The organism is Flavobacterium sp. SLB02 (assembly GCF_009664855.1).
GTDB lineage: Bacteria > Bacteroidota > Bacteroidia > Flavobacteriales > Flavobacteriaceae > Flavobacterium.
Map to the genome: position 1 here is coordinate 1,192,770 of NZ_CP045928.1, position 20,338 is coordinate 1,213,107.

The 20,338-nt window shown below is 31.7% G+C and carries 17 protein-coding genes; 15 read left to right on the forward strand and 2 right to left on the reverse strand.

What is annotated here, in order from left to right; genetic code table 11:
- Position 1: 1 nt before the first annotated feature.
- The 6 genes from GIY83_RS04825 to GIY83_RS04850 all read left to right on the forward strand — a co-directional run bounded on the left by GIY83_RS04825 (position 2) and on the right by GIY83_RS04850 (position 7,483).
- Complete coding sequence (locus tag GIY83_RS04825; protein WP_208685211.1) at positions 2–1,228, forward strand: DNA cytosine methyltransferase; 1,227 nt, start codon at positions 2–4, stop codon at positions 1,226–1,228.
- Positions 1,228–3,711, forward strand: coding sequence for an ATP-binding protein (locus GIY83_RS04830; protein ID WP_208685213.1), 2,484 nt, complete (start codon positions 1,228–1,230; stop codon positions 3,709–3,711). Before GIY83_RS04825 ends, GIY83_RS04830 begins: the two co-directional genes overlap by 1 nt.
- Complete coding sequence (locus GIY83_RS04835) at positions 3,708–4,433, forward strand: hypothetical protein (RefSeq protein ID WP_208685215.1); 726 nt, start codon at positions 3,708–3,710, stop codon at positions 4,431–4,433. Before GIY83_RS04830 ends, GIY83_RS04835 begins: the two co-directional genes overlap by 4 nt.
- Positions 4,434–4,435: 2 nt before the next feature.
- Positions 4,436–5,185, forward strand: coding sequence for a hypothetical protein (locus GIY83_RS04840; RefSeq protein WP_208685217.1), 750 nt, complete (start codon positions 4,436–4,438; stop codon positions 5,183–5,185).
- A 614-nt stretch (positions 5,186–5,799) separates the two neighbouring features.
- Positions 5,800–6,555, forward strand: coding sequence for an HNH endonuclease (locus tag GIY83_RS04845; RefSeq protein WP_208685220.1), 756 nt, complete (start codon positions 5,800–5,802; stop codon positions 6,553–6,555).
- A gap of 169 nt (positions 6,556–6,724) precedes the next feature.
- Positions 6,725–7,483: a PmeII family type II restriction endonuclease gene (locus GIY83_RS04850; RefSeq protein WP_208685222.1), complete on the forward strand. Its 759-nt coding sequence runs from the start codon at positions 6,725–6,727 to the stop codon at positions 7,481–7,483.
- On the opposite strand, the gene GIY83_RS04855 is transcribed toward GIY83_RS04850, so the two are convergent.
- Positions 7,449–8,894, reverse strand: a complete 1,446-nt coding sequence (locus GIY83_RS04855) for a DNA cytosine methyltransferase (protein WP_208685224.1) — start codon at positions 8,892–8,894, stop codon at positions 7,449–7,451. The two genes, GIY83_RS04850 and GIY83_RS04855, sit on opposite strands and share 35 nt — an antisense overlap.
- Before the next feature lie 400 nt (positions 8,895–9,294).
- Here GIY83_RS04855 and GIY83_RS04860 point away from each other — a divergent pair, with 400 nt between their 5' ends.
- From GIY83_RS04860 to GIY83_RS04870, 3 genes are read left to right on the forward strand one after another with little or no spacing between them, the layout of a single operon-like run.
- A complete protein-coding gene (locus GIY83_RS04860) occupies positions 9,295–9,699 on the forward strand; it encodes a hypothetical protein (RefSeq protein WP_208685226.1) in 405 nt (134 codons plus the stop codon).
- Between the two features lie 26 nt (positions 9,700–9,725).
- Positions 9,726–9,968, forward strand: a complete 243-nt coding sequence (locus GIY83_RS04865) for a hypothetical protein (protein ID WP_208685228.1) — start codon at positions 9,726–9,728, stop codon at positions 9,966–9,968.
- Positions 9,969–9,970: 2 nt separating this feature from the next.
- Positions 9,971–10,240 carry a helix-turn-helix domain-containing protein gene (locus GIY83_RS04870; RefSeq protein WP_208685230.1) on the forward strand — a complete coding sequence of 90 codons (270 nt, stop codon included), beginning with the start codon at positions 9,971–9,973 and terminating at the stop codon, positions 10,238–10,240.
- A gap of 15 nt (positions 10,241–10,255) precedes the next feature.
- Here GIY83_RS04870 and GIY83_RS04875 read toward each other — a convergent pair whose 3' ends face one another.
- Positions 10,256–10,639: a very short patch repair endonuclease gene (locus GIY83_RS04875; protein WP_208685231.1), complete on the reverse strand. Its 384-nt coding sequence runs from the start codon at positions 10,637–10,639 to the stop codon at positions 10,256–10,258.
- Between the two features lie 552 nt (positions 10,640–11,191).
- Between GIY83_RS04875 and GIY83_RS04880 the strand changes: the two genes are divergently transcribed.
- The 6 genes from GIY83_RS04880 (at position 11,192) to GIY83_RS04905 (ending at position 20,232) form a co-directional block, all read left to right on the forward strand.
- Positions 11,192–11,770, forward strand: a complete 579-nt coding sequence (locus tag GIY83_RS04880; protein WP_208685233.1) for an RNA polymerase sigma factor — start codon at positions 11,192–11,194, stop codon at positions 11,768–11,770.
- A gap of 228 nt (positions 11,771–11,998) precedes the next feature.
- On the forward strand, positions 11,999–12,847 hold the full coding sequence (locus GIY83_RS04885) for a FecR family protein (protein ID WP_208685235.1): 849 nt from the start codon (positions 11,999–12,001) through the stop codon (positions 12,845–12,847).
- Positions 12,848–13,005: 158 nt separating this feature from the next.
- The gene (locus GIY83_RS04890) at positions 13,006–16,245 is read left to right on the forward strand and encodes a TonB-dependent receptor (RefSeq protein ID WP_208685237.1); all 3,240 of its coding nucleotides are present in this window, start codon (positions 13,006–13,008) and stop codon (positions 16,243–16,245) included.
- A 129-nt stretch (positions 16,246–16,374) separates the two neighbouring features.
- On the forward strand, positions 16,375–17,682 hold the full coding sequence (locus tag GIY83_RS04895) for a hypothetical protein (RefSeq protein WP_208685239.1): 1,308 nt from the start codon (positions 16,375–16,377) through the stop codon (positions 17,680–17,682).
- A gap of 476 nt (positions 17,683–18,158) precedes the next feature.
- Positions 18,159–19,460 (forward strand): hypothetical protein, encoded by a 1,302-nt coding sequence (locus tag GIY83_RS04900; RefSeq protein ID WP_208685241.1) that lies wholly within the window; start codon positions 18,159–18,161, stop codon positions 19,458–19,460.
- A gap of 31 nt (positions 19,461–19,491) precedes the next feature.
- Positions 19,492–20,232 carry a hypothetical protein gene (locus GIY83_RS04905; RefSeq protein WP_208685242.1) on the forward strand — a complete coding sequence of 247 codons (741 nt, stop codon included), beginning with the start codon at positions 19,492–19,494 and terminating at the stop codon, positions 20,230–20,232.
- The last annotated feature ends 106 nt before the right edge of the window (positions 20,233–20,338 follow it).

A 20,338-nucleotide genomic window follows, 5' to 3' on the forward strand; every position in this document is an offset into this window, starting at 1 on the left:
GATGAGTCAAAAGAAAATATATATAGATCTTTTTGCAGGTTGTGGAGGACTTTCACTAGGACTTTACAATACTGGATTATGGAAAGGTTTATTCGCAGTTGAAAAAAGTCTAGAGGCTTTTGAAACATTTAATTACAACTTAATTGAAAATAGGGAACATTTTAGTTGGCCAGAATGGTTACCTAAAAGTAATCATGACATTAATGAAATAATTAAAAATTACCCTGATGAATTAAAGGCTTTAAGAGGTCAAATAGATCTGGTCGCTGGAGGACCACCTTGTCAAGGCTTTTCAACTGCTGGTAAAAGAGTTGAAAACGACTCTAGAAATAAATTAATAAAGTCATACATAAATTTTATACGCTTAGTTCAACCAAAGGTGATTTTTTTTGAAAATGTAAAAGGATTCACCCAAAAGTTTGACAAAAATAAAATTCAAGGAAAAGTGTATTCTGAGTATGTAAAAAGTGCTTTAGAGTATACTCCTAATGACGGAAAGTATCTCGGGTACAAAGTGGAAGGTAGATTAATAGACTTTTCAGAGTTTGGAGTTCCTCAAAAAAGGACACGTTTTATATTAGTAGGAATTCGTAAAGATGTTGCAAATAAAACTAAACCTGAGGCTTTTTTTGATTCAATTAGAAATGAAAGAGAAAAATTCCTAATAAATAAAGGTATTGGTTTAACAAATAGCTTAGAAGATGCAATTTCTGATTTATTAAGAACTAATGAAACAATATCACCAGATACAAATTCATTTATGGCAGGTTTATATAATAAACCACAATCAAATTATCAGAAATTATTAAAAGGAGATTATTCAGAATCGATACCAGATAGTCATAGATTTGCTAAACACAGTCCTTCAACAGTTGAAAAATTTGAATATATTCTTGAAAATGCTGTAAAAAACAAAACTTTATCAGACGAGATAAAAGAAAGATTCAATCTTAAAAAAAGGACTATAATACCATTATCTGGAAGTACACCAACTCCTACGATCACTACTTTGCCAGACGATTATATACATTATTGTGAACCAAGAATATTTACAGTACGTGAGTATGCTCGTATTCAGTCGTTCAACGATTGGTATGAATTTAAAGGCAAATATACAACAGGAGGCAAAAGAAGGACTCAAGAAGTTCCTCGATATTCACAAATCGGAAATGCTATTCCACCTTTGTTTGGGGAACAAGCAGGAATTGTTTTAAATACTATAATTTAATGGCAAAAGTAAGATTTAGAACAAACGTCCTATTAAAGAGTATTATTGGAAAAGATTTAATTACTGATGATAATGTTGCAGTATTGGAACTTGTGAAAAATTGTTTTGATTCAGGATCAAATGATGCTAAAATAATATTCAGGGATATAATTTCTAACCAAGCTTTAAGAGAGTATAAAATATCTAATAGCTCTAAAATAATAATTAGAGATACTGGATCTGGTATGTCTGAATATGATCTTATAAACAAATGGTTAAATATTGCATATTCTGAAAAAAAAACAAAAAAAGAAGAGTATAATAGACAATTAGCTGGTAACAAGGGAGTAGGTAGATTTTCATGTGATAGACTTGGTAAAACATTGATTATCTATACTCGAAAAACTAATCAGCCCTTATTAAAACTTTCAATAGATTGGACAGAGTTTGAAAAAATTGACGACATTGAAAAAAATATTCAAGATATAGACTTTGAATTAAATGAGATTTCAATAGAACAATATGTGCAAGAAACTCAACTAGAAAAATTCACTGAAGGAACAACTTTATTCATTAATAATTTAAGAGAAGTTTGGGATTTAAATAAAATACAATCTTTAAAACGTCAATTGGAACGTTTTATTAATCCTAATCAAAATTTTGAAGCTGAAAATTTTGACATTTCAATTGAAGCAAATGAATTTAAAAAAATTGAGCTGGGATTACCTGAAAGCGAAAAAATTAATGGCATCGTAAAGAATAGAATTTTTAATAATCTTGATTTTAAAGCTACATATATTAATTCAAAAATTTCTAATGATGGAAAATCAATAACTACAATATTACGAGATAGGGGAAAAGAAATATTTACTCTTGTTGAAAATAATTCATTTAGCTTATTAAAGAATGTAGAAATAAATATATATTATTTAAACTCTTATTCTAAAGCATATTTTAAAAGACAAACAGGAATTAGGTCTGTAGATTTTGGTTCAATTTTTTTATTTATTAATGGATTTCGAATTCCACCATATGGTGACCAAGGTAATGATTGGTTAAGTATGGAATTAAGAAAAGGTCAAGGATATAATAGGTTTCTAGGCACAAGAGAAGTAATTGGAAGGATTGAGGTTAATGGAGTCGAATTTAATGAAAATGAAGATGACTTTTTTATTATATCTAATCGTTCAGGAGTTGACAATAATAAACATTATGAGCAATTAACAAAAAATGATTCGCCATATGGATATTACTTCAAAACTTTTAGAAGATTAGAAAGATTTGTTGTAGAAGGATTAAAATGGGATAGCTCTAACTTAAAAGATATTGCGATTGAAAAAAAAGTTCTAGATGATAAAAACTGGAATGAATCAAAAGAAGAGTACAGGGAAGACAGTTTAACGCGAAATAAACGAGTAATTTCTGTAATTGACAAGATTATTAATAGTAAAAGTGAAGAAGTTATTTCACTTTCAATAAATAAACAATTAGTATCTGAATTAGCTGAAGAACAGGCTCAAAAAGCTAAAGCTGAAATAGATTCCATTGTTGGACAATTAAATAACAAGACACTCTCTTCACAGCAAATAGCTCAACTTTTGAATGAACTTAAAATTTCAGAAAATGAAATTGAAAGCTTCCCAATTCAAGAGAATAAAATCCAAAATTTAAAGAAAGAACAAGAAGAGCTAAAATTAGAACTTCAAACTAAGTTACAACAAACTAAAAAACTTGAAGAAGAAGCTAAACTACTTGAAGAAAAAGCAAAAAAACTTGAAGAAGAATTAGAACTAGAAAAAGAAAAAAACACATACCTAAGAACTTCTTCTAGAACTCTAACAGAGGATGCTAAAGGTTTAGTACACAATATAAAAATTACTTCAAAAAAAATAAGTAGTAGTGTAGATAATTTATATGATAAAATTTTAAATAATGATTATACAAAGAATTCATTATTAAAATCTTTAGGTGCAATTAAATTTCAATCTGAAAAAGCAAATAAAATAAGTAAGATCATAACTAGATCTAACTTTAAAACGGACAGTAATGCCCAGATTGCTGATGTTGTTAAATATATTGAACAGTACATTGAAATTTATTCTGACATATATCCTCGCAGTGAGCTTGAATTTAAAATAAATAACTTAGCAGCTGTTCTTATTAAGAAATTTAGTATTTTAGATATGTCTGTAGTTTTGGACGATTTGATATCTAATTCTGAAAAGGCAGGCGCTAATTTAATTGAAATAGAAATGTCAAATAATTCGGAAGGAATTTTAAAGATTTTGTTTTCCGATAATGGTATTGGTATTACCGAACAATTTCTTAAAGATGAAAAATCAAAGGAGAAAATATTTGACCTAGGGATCACAACTACAAAAGGTGGTTCTGGAATAGGAATGAATTCAGTTAGGGAAGGTTTAAAATCTATGAATGGAACAATAAAACTTTTAGGTAATAATTTAAAGCTTACAGGGGCTTGTTTTGAAATAGAGATTAAATGATAAAAAGAACTTGTTTAATAATTGATAATGAAGACCAAACAGAAGAAATTGAGCAATTGGTCAGGGATGCTAGACATAACGGTATTGAACTAGATTGCCAACAATTTGAAGTTGGAAATACAGCTTATACACAAGTTCTTTCGTTAGGCAAAATCGACCTTGACAAAGTCGAAAAAGAGGTTAAAATAAGATATAAAAATTTAGTATTTGACATCATCGCATTTGATTATGAATTAGATGATGATGAAATTAATGGAGTAGAACTTTTGCGAAATTTCAATAACAGGAGATTATTTAAGCGCACACCTAAATTGGTTTATTCGGGAGTATTGGATCAAGTGCTTAAAAATATTATTGAACCTAATTTAGGAATACTTAAAATAAAGAATGAACCTGATAGAGCGATAATTAAGCAAGATGGTTTAGCAAAAATAAAATCCTTAATTAAATATAGCGTTCATGAATATCTAGATAGAGACGACCGTGATTCTATAATTATTAAATTTCTAAAAGATGATATTCAATCTACAGAATTGATTGTAACACAGGCATTAAGACTCTACCCTGATTTTATTTTTGAACAAAATTTTGTCAACGCTAAATTTAATGGAATGTCATATTCTGAAGTGGCAGACATCTTAGATAATGATGACGTAATTGGGGTTGAATTTAAAAGAGAAATAATTCAGCAAGTCATTGCCTATCTTACTGTAAAGATTTAATTATGAGCAAAAAAATTTTAATTGTTCATCCATATGATAAGTCAACTACTTTTTTAGATAGAATAAAAAGTCATTTACAAAATAAATTTATAGAAGATTGCCAATATTTTAATATAAAACCTCAAATTGCTTCACATAAACAATGTTTATCTGAAATTAATAACTTTTCTGAAGATGGATTAATTCTTTTTATGGGCCACGGAAAAAGTAATTCCTTATACGGCGCAAAAGGTGATTATTATGGAACTTTAGAAAATGAACTCGTCAAAGAGGAAAATCCTGAAAAATACTTTTATGAAGATAATTTTATTACTGAGGAAAACGTAAATATTTTTAAAGGTAAAAAAGTTATTTGTCTATCTTGTAATTCTAATGGTCAAATTGGTAGAAAAGCGATAGAGTTCGGAGCAAAAGTTTTTTTGGGATTTGGTGACTTACCAACTTCTGTTGGAGAACTGGAAGATAAAGGAGAAGAAAGCAAAACAGGTATTTCACTTTCAACTGTTGAACAAGCTATTAAAACCGAGGTTAATTACGTAATAAAAAAAAGTATTGAGATAGGAATTGTTAATAATTACTCTTTCGTAGAATTATTAAATTTAATTCATTTTATTTCCAATCAAAGAATAAGTGATTATTTAGTCAATCAAAAAAAAATAAGTGAAAGAAAAATAATTGCAAATTATATTTATGATTTCAAAAAGGAAATAAAAATTTACGGAGATAAAAATGAAAAATTAATTGATTTGTAACTATTTTTAAATTTAGCCAAATGGCCAAATATTTTGTAAGGGCTGTTGTAGGTAGTTATCTTTTTGCCTAAAAATAGTTTTTAACTTCCGCTTTAAGTTTTGAACAGACAAAAAGTATAAAATATTAAATTTTGGAGATGTCTTTAAAATTGGAGAAGATAAATATTTAATTTGTATTACACCTTCGTGTGATTGTTTGAGGCCTCATGGTAAAAAAGGTAATTCTTATTTTGAGGAAGGATACAATATTAAATTAGACATTGCTTTAAGAATTGGTGATACTGTTTTTGTAAGTTACTTAAATGGTAAAATTATTATTATTATTATTATTATTATTATTATAGTGGTCTGAGATTAGTGTCGATGATGACTTGCAAAAAAACAAATTGAATCCCGTTATATTAAACCTGTTCAGTATAAAATTTTGGAGAATCAAACATTATTGATTGAGGACAATAAATAAATTATTAATTATTTGATCAAAGAAGTTTTTGAAAATCTAAAGAGATAAATTATTTGGGAACAATTCGCCCAAACTATGCCCAAAGAATTGCTAATCATGCTTTTTCATATCCGGTTAGAATTGTTGTCGATTTCATAAAAATATAGCCCTGATGCAAATGTTCAAAATAAATTATTTATACACGAAGAAAGATATTTATAGAATTTTAGATGTGCCTGTGGAGCAACAGAAAGGTTCTTGGGATACGGGTTATAGATCATACGATGATAATATATTTATTTTCTCAAATATAGGAGTTCCTGGAAGGACCGGAAGCGATTATAATAATTATTGGGATGGAGAACTTTTTGTTTGGGAGGCTAAAACAAATTCAAACAGAGATCAACCTCTGATAAAAAAAATGATTTCAAGGCAAGGAGTTAATAATATTTACCTTTTTACCCGAATTGATAATTCCCTTCCCTTTACTTTTGAAGGTAGTATTGTCTGCAAAAATGTATTGCAAGATAAGCCTGTGAAAATTTGTTGGAAGCAGGAGGAAAGAAATAATAATATCAACGATGTTGTTTTTGATTTAGTTAATGAAGAGACAGAAATTTATGAAGGAACAATAAAGAAGGTTGTTGTTAATAAATACGAGAGAAATCCACTAGCAAGAAGATTATGTATAGAATATCATGGGACAATTTGTAAAATATGCAATTTTGATTTTTATAAAGTTTATGGTGAGTTTGGAAAAGATTTTATTCATGTCCACCACATAATTCCATTGTATAAAATAAAAAAAGAGTACTCTTTAAATCCAACCAAAGATTTAATTCCTGTATGTGCAAATTGTCATGCAATAATTCATAGAAAAAAAGAAGCCTTGTCCATTGATGAAATAAAAGGTCTAATTAAAAACTAATTAATTACCTTTATCAAGGTAATATTAACGCCGGATTAAATAATTTCAGTACTAACGATATTACTATTCCAAACATAATATATTCTGTTGCTTTAATAAATTGGCGATTTTTTATTAAGTAAAAAAAATCGATCTGTAAACAAATGGTAATTTTAAAATACTAAAATTAATGAATAAATTGAACTTAGCTGATGTTACAAAATACGTTGAGCAAAACATTGGGGACTTTCATGAAAAGCGCTTAGCAAAAGTTAATTCAATAAAACTTTCTGATGTGCTAAAAGCCAAAAATCCTTATCTATTTAAAGCTAAGAATGTAAATACTGCAAGTGAAATTATCGATGGCATTTTATCTGCATTCTTATCATCCAGTGAAGAAGGTATTTTTGGAAACTGGCTAGAGCGATTAGCTGTGTTTGTTAATAATTCTGTTTACGGCGGACAAAAAGCAGTTGTGGATGGAATTGATCTCGATTTCCTAAAAGATGGAAAACGTTATTTAGTTGCGATTAAGTCTGGGCCTAACTGGGGAAATGACAGCCAATATAAAAAACTTGTAGATCAATTCAATACTGCAAAAAAGAGGTCAGCGACTTCTGGTGGAAAAGAAGAAATAATTTGCGTAAATGGATGTTGCTATGGACGATCCAATCCTAGCAGCGAATATAAAGCAAAAGGTTACTACAAAATGTGCGGACAAAGGTTTTGGGAGCTAATATCTGGAGAGCCCAATTTATATGTCGATATAATAGAGCCTATTGGATTTCAAGCTGAAAAAAATAATTTGGAGTTCTCAGAATCTTACAGCAAGGTAAAAAATAGGATGGAAAAAGAATTTCTAATCGATTTTGTTACCGATGAAGGTTCTATAAATTGGGATAAATTATTAAAATTTAATTCGCTAACTCCTCCGAAATCAGTGAAGTGACGGCTGACGTTTCCGAATTTTTTACTTGTTTTAGGAATTCTTTTAACCAAAGTTCATTAGACGTATTCTTGTATCTTGAATATTTGTAATTGTTTATTGGTTGAATAATAGATCCCTTAAGTGCAGAATAAATTAGTTTACCAACTGCTTCTCCTAAGCTGACTGGAACAGCGTTACCAATTTGGCGATATTTTTCAAGGATTGATCCTTCAATACTGTAATAATCTGGAAATTCCTGTATACGTTTATATTCCTGAACAGATAATGGTCTATCCTCAACAGGGTGTGCTAGATCTGTAGCGGGCATCGCAGGATGTGTAACAACAGTTGGTGCAGGTCTATCCCATGAAATACGTCTAAAAAAGCCTGTTTTTCCACCTCCTAGAAAATAGGACTTTCCTAAAGCTTCTTTTTGCAGGTCTATAGATAAATCTTTCCAATTTTGACCAGCTTTAAGTAGACGGTAAAATTTCAACCTTTTCTCAGGAAATTTTACAAAGTCACATTTATTTTCAAGATTTACGGAAGCTTGCTTAAAGGTTTTCCATTTTTTTAAACCAAACTCACCTGTTTCGCTATGCGTCGGATTGAGAAAAGGTACCGTTACGCCTTCCAGGGAGCCAATGATAATCACACGCTCACGAATTTGTGGCGCCCCAAAATTTGCCGAATTATATAAATTAAAATTAATTGTATAACCGGCACGCTCTAGTCTTTTCGTAATATAATAAAGTGCCGAGCCTGGAGTATTTTTTAATTCTGAAGAAAATGATTCTGCAATCTCATCCTCAGAATTAATAGAAAATTTTGTAGAAAGAATTCCGCGAACATTTTCTAAAACTATAAATCGTGGTTTTAACTCTTCAATAAGAGTTAGATATTTCAAAAATACGTTACCACGTTCGTCCTCAAAACCTTTTCGATTTCCCGCGGTGCTAAATGCTTGACAAGGAGGCCCACCTGCCATAAGTTCGATAGAGTCATTTTTAGTAAGCCCCGAGAAATTTAAAACTTGGTCTGCAGTATAATTTCTGATATCTCCTATAAGTCCAATTTTAGGATTATTCGCAATAATGGTTTTTCTGCTAGCCTTGTCAATTTCACAAGCCAACAATGTTTGAAATCCCGCCTTTTCTAGCCCTAGATCTAGTCCCATTGCGCCAGAAAAAAATGAAAGTACTTTTGGTACACCATTTTTTACTTTTAGACTGCTCTTTCTGTCAATTTCGGTGTTGTGAATATGATGTTCGCTTTTGTCAAACGAATCTACATTTTCTATTGGAATAACCCAAGTTTTGCCAATCTGCATACCTGCTAATTTATCATCACGTAATAATTTGCGAACGTATTGAGGAGAAAAATTCATTGCCTCAGCGGCATCTTCAACAGAGTAAAAATTATCTTGGTTCATTTTCTAATGCGAAACTAAATTAATATACCAAATGTACAGAAAAATAATTTATAAATAATTTTAAAAATGATGTATTTAAGAAAATACTCTAATACTCTGTAAGACAAGAAATCAGAATGGCTATTTGGTAATATCGGGGTTTATTAATTCCAAAAAGGAACTATTTTAATTCAGAATTGCAACATTGATTATGAGTCGCAAGGATCATAAATCTCCACTTTCTATATGTTTAAGAACTTTTTAATGGTTGGGAATTATCATAAAAAAGGTTTAACTAAATGATTCAAATCTTTAAATTATAATGCAAAGAAAATATGTTCAATATATTGCACATTTAAAACCCTTTTATTATCTTTGAACTAAATCTTTTAAACTAAATTACAAAACAAAATTGGCAATTATGAAAAGAATTCAGGAAGGAAAAATTGTAAAATTTCATACTCCTTTACCAGATGAAACCCCAAACCAATTATATGTGGTTTTGGAAGTTTTGGAAGATGAAGGAAGGTCTAGAGCAAAAATTCAGGCACTTAATACTGGGTTGAATTTTGCTCCAGTGAATACGGTAAGATTGACAGATTTAGAAATAGCTGAAGTTGACAATAACGATCTGATAGGTCATAAAGTAACTATAAATAAATCCGACTATTCACAAGTTCGAGGAAGAGTAATCAAAGTCAGCGAACAAAAAACAGAATTAAATTTATCTGTTACAGTAAAAGGTGTAGAAACAAATGTTTTCGTGACTGTTGTTGATAATGATGGTATTGAACATCTGGGAATGTTATTTATTGATCAGGAATAATTTTTTAAATTAATTAAACTATCATTATGAGCATAATTATAAATGAAGAAAAAAAGTTGAATCATCCATATTATAAGCTTATGGAATTAAGAGGAGATGTTTTAGAAGCTGAATTAAATTCTTGGTCTCGATTAAATTTGGTGGATTGGCTTTGCTGGAATGACCGTAATGGTGTCTACAGAGATGAAGATTCTTTGCGAGAATTTGGCAACATAGTAAGTAAAGAAGAAGCAATTGAGATAATCTTAAGACAAATTACAGAAGCATAATAATGATTAGTAAAAATGCTAAAGAAGTAACAAGTGAGAATGTGGAGAATTATCTTCATGATAGTCGAATAAGAATTGGTGAGGAGATCAGGAATATTCGTGAAGAAAAAGGTTATAGTCAAGGGCAATTAGCCGATATTATGAAAGTAAGCAGAACCACTATTTCTAAAATTGAAAATGGTAAGTTTAATTTCAGTATCGATTATCTTTCAAAATTTTCATTGTTCTTAGACTTCAATATATCAATCTCGACAATTAATATTATAAAATAATTATTTTTAGCCATTTCATTTTTTTGAATTTTCTATTTCCTTTTCAATTATTAGAACGCAATCTTGCAAATTTTTTTTTACAAAAGTGATCCAAAATCTAATTACTTTCCAACCGTTTTCAATAAGAAATTTATTGACTATTTTATCCCTTTCTATATTGCGTTCAATTTTAGAAATCCAAAACTCACGATTTGAATTAATTTGATGTTGCTTTTCTTCCCAATTGAACCCATGGAAGAATTCGCCATCAACAAATATTGCTATTTTATTTTTTTTGAATGTTAAATCAGGAGTACCGAAAACTTTCTTATTATTTTTTCTATATCGATGCCCCTTCTTCCATAAAGCTTTAGACAAAAGAATTTCTTCCTTTGTATCTTTACTTTTAATAGCTCGCATTATTTGCTTCTTATTTCTTTAGAAACGTTATCCATTTAAAAGCTAAAATTTAAATATTTTTCTCTATATAATAAATTTATAACATAAATTTCTAAATTACAATACAGAAATTAGCATTCCAGTATTTACTGAGGTTTACAGATATAGAGGTACAATTAAGATACAAATCTGAACAAAATAATACGAAACAAAACAAACAAACTTATCCTTTTTTTTAAAAAGAATGAAGAATTTTATTAAACCGTAATAACATCTTTTTTTTAAAACACATTAATGCAGTGGTTGAATCAAATTTATAAAAATCATTTGATAGGAGGCAGGGTTTATTGTATTTCAATATACGTTTGTTATACTGTTCATTTTCATTATTTTATCTAGCTTTACTTTTTTAAAATTAACCAAAACCGATGCTCGGGGATATATGTAAAGAGCTTAAATCAAAAAAACATATTGCAATATTAATAAATTATTAAATGACCCAATAGCAAAAAATATCACTACAGGTTTATTATACTTTTGTAAGGGTCTTCTTTAACAATTTAAAACTACAATATGAGCTCTAATTTGGTAATAAGGTTACGTGCCGGAGATGATTCTTGTTTTAAGGAAATCTACGATATGTATCATTTTAAAGTATTTTGTTTTGTAAAAAAATATACAGCGCAACTGGCAGATTCAGAAGATGTGACTCAAAATGTATTTATTCATCTTTGGAAATACAGAGCAAAATTAGATCCAAATGTAGAACTCGAAGCGATATTGTTTAAAAGTTCAAAGCAGGAAATCTCAAAGTGGTATAAAAAGCAAAACAGAATTTTTTCGGTAGAAAACGACCAGTTGATAAAGGAGCTGGATTATGTCCAGGAAGTAGATGAGGATATAAGCGTTAAATTGGAGAAAATAGAATACCTGCTCAATAAAATACCTGCAAAGAGAAGAAAAATTTTCAATCTCCATAAGTTTGAAGACCGCAGTTACAAAGAGATAGCTGCAGAGATGGATATGTCACCAAGTGCTGTGGCCAACCAAATTTCTAAAACCTTACAGTTTCTTAAAAAGAACTCGGTACAAAATCATGAGCTTTATTGGTTTGCTTTGTTCTTTGTAAGTCAGGCTGAATTTATATCTTAAAAAAACAACTCTGCTTTTTACTTTTAAATTAATGGTATTGGGCTAATTCTTTCTGAAAACCACCAATATTTCTTTTTTTTTCACTCAGATCAAAGTTAAGCAATTGGTCTTTTAGATTAAGAAAACATTAATAGTGATAAGTACCCGTGATATTTAAATCATTGGAAATCTAATATAGTTGAATCCAGCAGATTCGTGTATAATTTTCCAAATACTAAATGCTATTTAATGAAATCCAGAAAATTAAAAGAAGAGTGGGATGCGATACCCAATAGAGGTATGCTGCCAAATGAAAGTACAACCCGTATGTGGAATACGATACGCAAAACAACAATTGATAGGTATAAAAACTTTTATAACTGGAGCGCTGCGGCAAGCGCTGTGATTATTCTTTCTATAAGTTGCTATCATGCTTTTATTCAGTCTGGTGTTGCTAAACCCGAAATTACTTCAACTGTAACATTTAATCAAGATATCCGACTTTTAAATTTACCCGATGGAACCAGAGTTTGGTTAAACGAAAATTCTGAGATTGAATATCCTAAAAGTTTTTCTGGAAAAGAAAGAACCGTTACCCTAAAGGGAGAAGCTTTCTTTGAAGTAAAGCGTGATGTTTCACATCCCTTTGTGATTAGCTCGGGGGCTATAAAAACGACTGTTTTGGGAACTTCTTTTACTGTTAAAGCTTACGATAATAATAAGCCTGAGGTAAACGTGAGAACCGGTAGGGTAAGAGTTGAAAGCGCGCAAAATACAGTATTACTGCAAAGAGGAGATAAAGCAATTTATGAAGTAGCAACTTCTATATTAAATAAAGAAAAATCCCTTGTATTAGAACCTGAATGGAAAAAAGTTTTAATCTATGTTGATGGATTAACCTTAGAGGAGGTTCTTGAGAAATTAAAAGCAGATCATCAATTCTCGATGACCTATTTGGATAACGATTTAAAAAATCTCAAGATACAGGGAACTCTTGATACCAGGCAAGGTTTTTACCAAATGCTTCAAAGTATTGCTTTTGCTCTGGAAATCAGAATCCAATCTACGGGAAACAATACCTATCTCATTAGTAGATAATACGATCAAAACATTTTGATGTAATGAATTGCCACTGCATTAAATCTTTAAAAAAAATGATTTAATGCCAGTTGTTAGCAGGCCTGTGGATGCTGCTAAAAAATATTAACCCAAAATATCATATTAAAATTAATTCTATAAACTAACAATTATCAATTATGAACAATGAATTTTCCAGGCGATTTGCCATTGCCTTATGGATTTTATTTCTCGGGGTCTTCCTCAGAACAAATACAATTTATGCACAAAGCGGAACAGTGTCGGTGGATTTTAAAAATGCTCCACCTCAAAAAGTTATTGATAATTTAAAATCCCGCACGCCTTATCAATTTGTTTATCAAAAAGATTTAGATCTGACCCTACCTTTAATTACTTTAAAAAAAGATAATGTTTCAATAGATGAAATTTTAAGGGATTTACAAAATCTGACCAATTTAAATTTCAGACGAAATGAAAATAATATAGCCGTAAATAGTAAAGAGGGCGAGAAAAAAAAAAGGAAGGGAAAAATTACAGGTAAAGTTGTAGATGTCAATGGGCTTTCCTTACCCGGGGTAAACATAAAAGTGACAGAACTAGCCATGGGCGCACAATCAGACATTGATGGCAATTATGTTTTAGAGTTAGAACCAGGGGAATACACCATTGAGATTAGCGCTATTTCTTTTCAAACCCAAAAAATTACGGGTGTTAAAGTGCTGGAAGGCGGCGAAACTCCCCTTGTAGTTTCTTTAAAAGAAGATGCGCAATCGCTCAATGAAGTAATCATTATTCAGGATTATAAAAAAGCAACCGCCTCCGTTGAGGGAATGCTATTACAGCAAAAAAAGGCAGCACAATTTTCCGATGGAATCTCCTCAGAGCAAATTGCCAGAACCCCGGACAGGGATGTGGCGAGTTCTTTAAAGCGTATTACAGGAGTAACTACAGTTGGCGATAAATATGTTGTGGTACGTTCTATGGGAGAAAGATGGAATCAGGCTGTTATGGACGCAATTGCTTTGCCAAGTACGGACGCTTATCAGCAAAATTTTTCTTTTGATATTATTCCTACTTCCATTGTAGAGAGTATTGTAGTGAGCAAATCTGCAACTCCGGATATGTACGCCAATTTTGCCGGGGGATATGTAGAGGTTAAAACCAAAGACATTCCAAAAGAAAATTTCACCAATTTCTCTATAAGTACTTCTTATAATAGCAGAAGCGCATTTAAAGAGCGCCTTACAAAGCAGCAAGGTGATTATGATTATCTTGGTTTTGATGATGGAAGACGTGATTTTCCCAGTGCTGATAATCTTACAGCGCAAAATGTCAAAAGTGATGCGGCAGACCCAAATATTTCTATTGGGGAGTCAAAGCAATTTACCCAGGACAATTTTACCACTTATACAACCTATGGTGCGCCGGGAACCACCCTTCAATTTGGTATAGGGCGGGCCTATAAATTAAGAGACAATAACAAATGGGGATTTGTAGGATCATTAATTTTTAAAAATACACAAGAAAAATTAGATATAGAGCACACTCAGAGAGGTAAATATAAAAGTAATTCGGAGTTTTCAGCTGAAAACGAAACAGCGCCATATTCCACTTTTGCAAAATATGGATTTAATAATTCTGGAGCCAATTATAATTATAATTCAACTTTAGGGGGGATGTTTAATGCCGCAATTCAGCTTGGTAACCATAAAATTACCAGCCGCAATACAGTCATGCATATCTATAACAATCAATTGACGCAAATTACAGGCTGGGATAATGGAGATGCGACTGTTGATATATTAAATGGGAGTTTACTAGCCAGAACAGCTGAGACTAATTATCCTGTTTACACGACTTTTATTCAAAATAAAATAGAAGGAAATCATCAATTTGAAAAACTTGAAATCAATTGGTATGGCGCTTATGGAAATGTTACAAAAGATACCAAAGACGCAACATTTCTAAATGTTAATAGAAGAAAAGTTGGAGACGATGAACTAGTTTATTATGATGTTTATAATCAGGGTCAGAATATTAAAAGAAGTAATTTTAAAAATGATGAGATTGATTATAATGCAGCCATTAATTTTAAATACTCCTTTAATTTTGGTGATACTTTTACAAACGATATCAAAGCCGGTTATTTCGGCACCTATAAAAAAGCAACCAACGAGCAGGTATCAGTCAAATTAGAAACCTTTGGTCGGGCATCTGACCGGGAATTTATTTACGAACCATTATCAAAATTTTTAGACGGATCAAATTACTACTATGGGGGTTATGGCTGGTTTGGAGGTTTTAAATATGGCAAGCAGTATGTTGGAGATATAAAAGTGCATTCGCCATTTTTAATGCTGGACAATAAAATGGGACGTTTTCTAAGATTGATTTGGGGAGTAAGAGCAGAAAGTTATCTCTACACACAAATTGAGAGTCAATCTATAGATGCGGGTAATTTTAATCAGGAACAAAAAGATGATAAGCTATGGCAATTTCTACCCTCAGCGAGTTTAATCATTAGTCCTACCAACAAAATGAATATACGTTTAGGGTATAACAAATCGGTTTTACGTCCTCAATTTGCAGAACGCTTGAATATTCCATATTTTGACCCCATTCGTTCTTATTTTATATATAATTATACAGGTGGAATCGTTTCGAGTGTAGCCAACAATTATGATTTTAAAATGGAATGGTTTCCATCGGGTGGCGAAATTTTGTCCTTTGGTGTCTATCATAAAAATATAGACGATCCTATTGAAAGTGTTGGTGCTCTAAATACATCTAATGAGATGAATGTCTACAATATAAATTCCTATAATGCTAAACTTTGGGGTTTTGAATTAGAATTTTATAAAAGTCTTTCTTTTTTAGGAGAAGGAGAAACTCTAAAAGATCTTTTTATTTACGGAAACGCTACTGTAAATTCTACAAAAGTAATATCATATGAACGTATAGACGCAACAGGTGGGCTTTATCAGGCCAATAGACCTTTGTATGGGCAATCGCCCTACAGCTATAATTTTGGTCTTGACTACGTGGGGGATCGCTTGGGCTTTAGTCTTAGAAACACTGGCATTGGTGATCAATACATACTTGTAGGGTTTGATTATGGTGCTGAGGAAATTCGTAAACCTTACGCAATAACAGATGCCCAGGTAAGTTATAAATTTTTTAAAGAAAAAAATCTGGAAGTAAAATGCAGCCTGAAAAATATGTTTGATGTAGGTATAGAAACCTATAACAACGCCAATAGTTACAGTAAAATTGAGGACGTTCCTACAGGATCTAACCCAAGAGAGAGATATAGCCTTGGAGCTCATGCTACTGATAAATACGATGAAGACCTTGATCAGGAAATATTTAAAGCTAAAAATGGCAGGACTTTTAGTTTATCGCTTAATTATTCATTTTAAATAGAAGCTTTAATAAGTATACAGCATTTATAATAAGAAGAATTAAAATCTAAGGAAAGAGATTTGCTGCTCTTTCTGAAGGTATTGTGTAATGGCAGCAATTTTAGCAATAATTAAAATAGTATGATTATGAAAAAAATTTTAATGTTCGCAATAGTAGCCTTGTTTATGGGTTCTTGCCAAAATGAAGATGCTTCATCTGCAGATTCTTCTTTTTCTATGAAAGCTTCTGGTGCGGATTATTCAGGATACCCAGCCGCAGTACAAACAGTAAGCGGATACATTACAACAAATACGACCTGGACAAATGACAGGGTTTGGGAAATTGATGGTGTGGTGCTTGTAAAGGCAGGAGCAACTTTAACCATTCAGGCGGGTACATTTATTAAAGCAAAACCGTTAGCTGCTGGATTTGCCACGGGAGTACTTGTAATTAGTAAAACAGGTAAAATTGATGCTCAGGGAACTGCAACTGCACCGGTTATTTTTACAAGTTACAATTTATTAGATGGTGCTGCTACAACAGCTACTCCAGGAGATTTTGGAGGTGTAGTACTTTTAGGAGATGCTGAAGTAAACAATAGTCAGTTTACAAATGTTGTTAAAGGATTAGAAGACCAGCCTAATCTGTCTGATTTTTATTTTGGAGGAACAAATAATACACATAATGCCGGATCTTTAAATTATGTACGTATTGAATTTGCAGGAGTTTCCTCATTTGATGGTGCATATTGGACTGAGTTAAATGGTTTAACATTTGCGGGAGTGGGTAGTGGAACATCTATAGATCACATTCAGGTATCTTATAGTGGAGAGGATTCATTTGAGTTTATAGGAGGTAAAGTAAATGCAAGTCACTTAGTTTCTTTTGCACCAGACGATGACAATTTTGATTTTAATGTAGGTTATACCGGAACAATTACAAAAGCTATTGCAATTGCTGATAGTAATTCTATTCATAGTTTTAGCGGAGCAACTCCAGACTCTAATGGTATTGAAATAGATAATAACGGTACAGGAACTAGTACATTAATCATCACGCGTCCCGTTATTTCTCAAATGTCTATCATAGGAGTTAGCTCTGCTACAGTTGCTAATTTATACGAAAATGCAATCCACGTTCGTAGATTAGGACAAATCAAACTTACTAACGTTACTGTTACCGGATATAACAAAGGAATCAACTGGGAGTCTCCTTCATTACCATCTTCTTCTGCTTGGTCAGCATTATCAATTCACGGATATATTAATGCAGTTTTTCCAGTTGGTACAAGTTTAGGTATAGGCAGTAGTATTTCAACTGTAGCCCCCGCAACAAAATGGGGAATAACACAGCCTTTTTTTAACGATGGAGCATTAAATCTTATCGGAGCCACAGGAGCATTTAAAACAGAGGCTGACTGGACAAATAACTGGACTAAGTTTATAAATTTCTAGTCTTTTTAAGTTAATAAAAATGAAGGAAAATACGTTTTTAATAAACTTTTTAAAACATACGGTTGATTATCTACTATGTAATATTAAGAAACCATTAACAATAAAATTAGACATGATATTTTGATTTTTCAAAATCTAATGTAAGTAGTTCTAAGTATTAGATTTCTTTTTTTGTTTAGTGCATTAAACAAAAATGTAAAAAAATACTTTAAGATGTTCTTTTAAAATTATGAACAAATGAGATATTCTTTTTTTAGATAAGAATTTTAAAAAGAATGGAAAGCGAACCTTTTACTGCGTTAAAAAAAACCTGTGAGTAAAAGATGGAATTGCAGGTGTAAACCCCGATGGTAAAGCGGGATGGTTTATAGAAAAGATCTTTACCAAAAAGAGAAAGACCTAAGGAAAGATATTTTGCTGCTCTCTCCAAAGGCCTAGTTTGTAATAGCAGCAAATATAGCATTAATTAAATTATTATGAAAAAAATTTTTCTATGTGCAATGATTGCTCTGGCTGTGAGCTCTTGCCAAAATGATGATTCATCTGCTGATTCTTCTTTTTCTATGAAAGCCTCTGGTGCTGACTACACAGGATATCCTGCAGCAGTACAAACTGTAAGTGGTGATATTACAACAAACACAACTTGGACCAGCGACAGAGTTTGGGAAATTAATGGAGTTGTACGTGTAAAATCTGGTGCTACATTAACCATTCAGGCAGGTACATTTATTAAAGCTAAACCTTTAGCAGCGGGAGTTGCGACAGGAGTTCTTGTAATTACTAAAACTGGTAAAATTAATGCCCAGGGAACTGCAACTGCACCGGTTATTTTTACAAGTTACAATTTATTAGATGGTGCTGCTACAACAGCTACTCCAGGAGATTTTGGAGGTGTAGTTATTTTGGGTGATGCTCAGGTAAATAACGGATCAATTACTAACATTATCGAAGGATTGGGAGATCAGCCTAATGTTTCTGATTTTTATTACGGAGGAGCTAACAATGCTCATAATGGTGGAGCTTTAAATTATGTTCGTATCGAATTTGCAGGACGTATTTTGGTTACTTCACCTGATGTAGAAATCAACGGATTAACTTTTGGTGGTGTTGGTTCAGGTACAGTTGTTGACCACGTTCAGGTATCATACGGAAGAGATGACTCATTTGAGTTTTTTGGAGGAACAGTAAATGCTTCGCATTTAGTTTCTTTTGCTCCGGATGATGACAATTTTGATTTCGATTTTGGTTATACAGGAACAATTACAAAAGCTATTGCAATTGCTGATAGTAATTCTACTCACAGTTTAAGTGGTGGAAGCCCGGATTCTAACGGTATCGAATTAGATAACAACGCGACAGGTACTGCAACAGCTTTAATTACTCGTCCTGTTATTTCTCAATTGTCTATCATAGGTGTTAGCTCTCCTACTGTTGCTAATTTATATGAAAATGCAATCCACGTTCGTAGATTAGGACAAATCAGTTTGACTAACGTTACCGTTACAGGGTATAACAAAGGAATCAACTGGGAGTCTCCTTCATTGCCATCTGCATCTACTTGGTCAGCATTATCTATTCACGGATTTGTTAATCCAGTATTGCCTGCAACAACAAGTTTAGGTCTTGGTAACACAACTTCAACAGTAAATCCAGCTACAAGTTGGGCACTCTCACAACCATTCTTCAATAATGGTGCATTAAACTTTACAGGTGCTACAGGAGCTTTCAAAACAGAAGCGAACTGGACTAACACTTGGACAAAGTTTACAAACTTCTAATACTTTTAGGTTAACAAAAATTTAATTCAGCATGGGTAGAAATTCTGCCCATGCTTTTTACAAAGAAAATATGAAAAACTTTTTTTTATTTGCCATTATAGCTCTGATTGTGAGTTCTTGCCAAAATGATGATCCCATTAATTCTTCTGCTCCAGTGGTGGTAGATCCTGAACCTGAGTCTCCTGAAGAACCTGTACAAGGTAGTTTTACAATATGGGAAGATAATTTTGAAGATGGTGATGTATCTGATTGGGTTTTACTCGATAAAGATGGAAATAACAGCAACTGGACTGCCCGAAAAAACATTCAGGTTGATCAATCCGGAGCAATTATAAATGGAACCGTTAATATATTAGGGACTTATAATATAGATCTTAGTACTGGTGCACCTCTTGAACAAATAGAGCAAAATTGGGCCATCATGCCTCCAATAGATTTAACTTATTACGACGGAAAAATTGTACTCAATATTACAGCACAGCCTTCTATTTACGATGGAAATCACAATATTTTAATTTATGGATCTACATCAACAGATCCGGCCGAAGCCACTCTTTTAGGGACAATATTGTTGACCAGGGGATCCACGCTAGATGCTGCATATTTTGCGGATTATACATTAGATATTTCAAAATTTAAAGGCAATGATAAAGTTTATATTTCATTTTTAAATGAAAATACAAACTTTGTTGGCTATGAAATTGACAAAATATGGATCACTGCCCAAGGGCTTTTAGAGAATATTTCGAAAAAAGCACCTAAGTTAAACTAAAACAAATGCCGCCTTTTCAAAAAAAATAAAATTTATCAAAAACTAAAAATAAATCAGTAATTGTTTATGCCAAAGAGCAAAAAACAGTAGCTAATTACATATATAA

Coding starts and splice junctions, on each gene's coding strand:
- GIY83_RS04825 (WP_208685211.1), top strand. CDS start 2: ATGAGTCAAAAGAAAATATATATAGATCTTTTTGCAGGTTGTGGAGGA.
- GIY83_RS04830 (WP_208685213.1), top strand. CDS start 1,228: ATGGCAAAAGTAAGATTTAGAACAAACGTCCTATTAAAGAGTATTATT.
- GIY83_RS04835 (WP_208685215.1), top strand. CDS start 3,708: ATGATAAAAAGAACTTGTTTAATAATTGATAATGAAGACCAAACAGAA.
- GIY83_RS04840 (WP_208685217.1), top strand. CDS start 4,436: ATGAGCAAAAAAATTTTAATTGTTCATCCATATGATAAGTCAACTACT.
- GIY83_RS04845 (WP_208685220.1), top strand. CDS start 5,800: ATGCAAATGTTCAAAATAAATTATTTATACACGAAGAAAGATATTTAT.
- GIY83_RS04850 (WP_208685222.1), top strand. CDS start 6,725: ATGAATAAATTGAACTTAGCTGATGTTACAAAATACGTTGAGCAAAAC.
- GIY83_RS04855 (WP_208685224.1), bottom strand. CDS start 8,894: ATGAACCAAGATAATTTTTACTCTGTTGAAGATGCCGCTGAGGCAATG.
- GIY83_RS04860 (WP_208685226.1), top strand. CDS start 9,295: ATGAAAAGAATTCAGGAAGGAAAAATTGTAAAATTTCATACTCCTTTA.
- GIY83_RS04865 (WP_208685228.1), top strand. CDS start 9,726: ATGAGCATAATTATAAATGAAGAAAAAAAGTTGAATCATCCATATTAT.
- GIY83_RS04870 (WP_208685230.1), top strand. CDS start 9,971: ATGATTAGTAAAAATGCTAAAGAAGTAACAAGTGAGAATGTGGAGAAT.
- GIY83_RS04875 (WP_208685231.1), bottom strand. CDS start 10,639: ATGCGAGCTATTAAAAGTAAAGATACAAAGGAAGAAATTCTTTTGTCT.
- GIY83_RS04880 (WP_208685233.1), top strand. CDS start 11,192: ATGAGCTCTAATTTGGTAATAAGGTTACGTGCCGGAGATGATTCTTGT.
- GIY83_RS04885 (WP_208685235.1), top strand. CDS start 11,999: ATGAAATCCAGAAAATTAAAAGAAGAGTGGGATGCGATACCCAATAGA.
- GIY83_RS04890 (WP_208685237.1), top strand. CDS start 13,006: ATGAACAATGAATTTTCCAGGCGATTTGCCATTGCCTTATGGATTTTA.
- GIY83_RS04895 (WP_208685239.1), top strand. CDS start 16,375: ATGAAAAAAATTTTAATGTTCGCAATAGTAGCCTTGTTTATGGGTTCT.
- GIY83_RS04900 (WP_208685241.1), top strand. CDS start 18,159: ATGAAAAAAATTTTTCTATGTGCAATGATTGCTCTGGCTGTGAGCTCT.
- GIY83_RS04905 (WP_208685242.1), top strand. CDS start 19,492: ATGGGTAGAAATTCTGCCCATGCTTTTTACAAAGAAAATATGAAAAAC.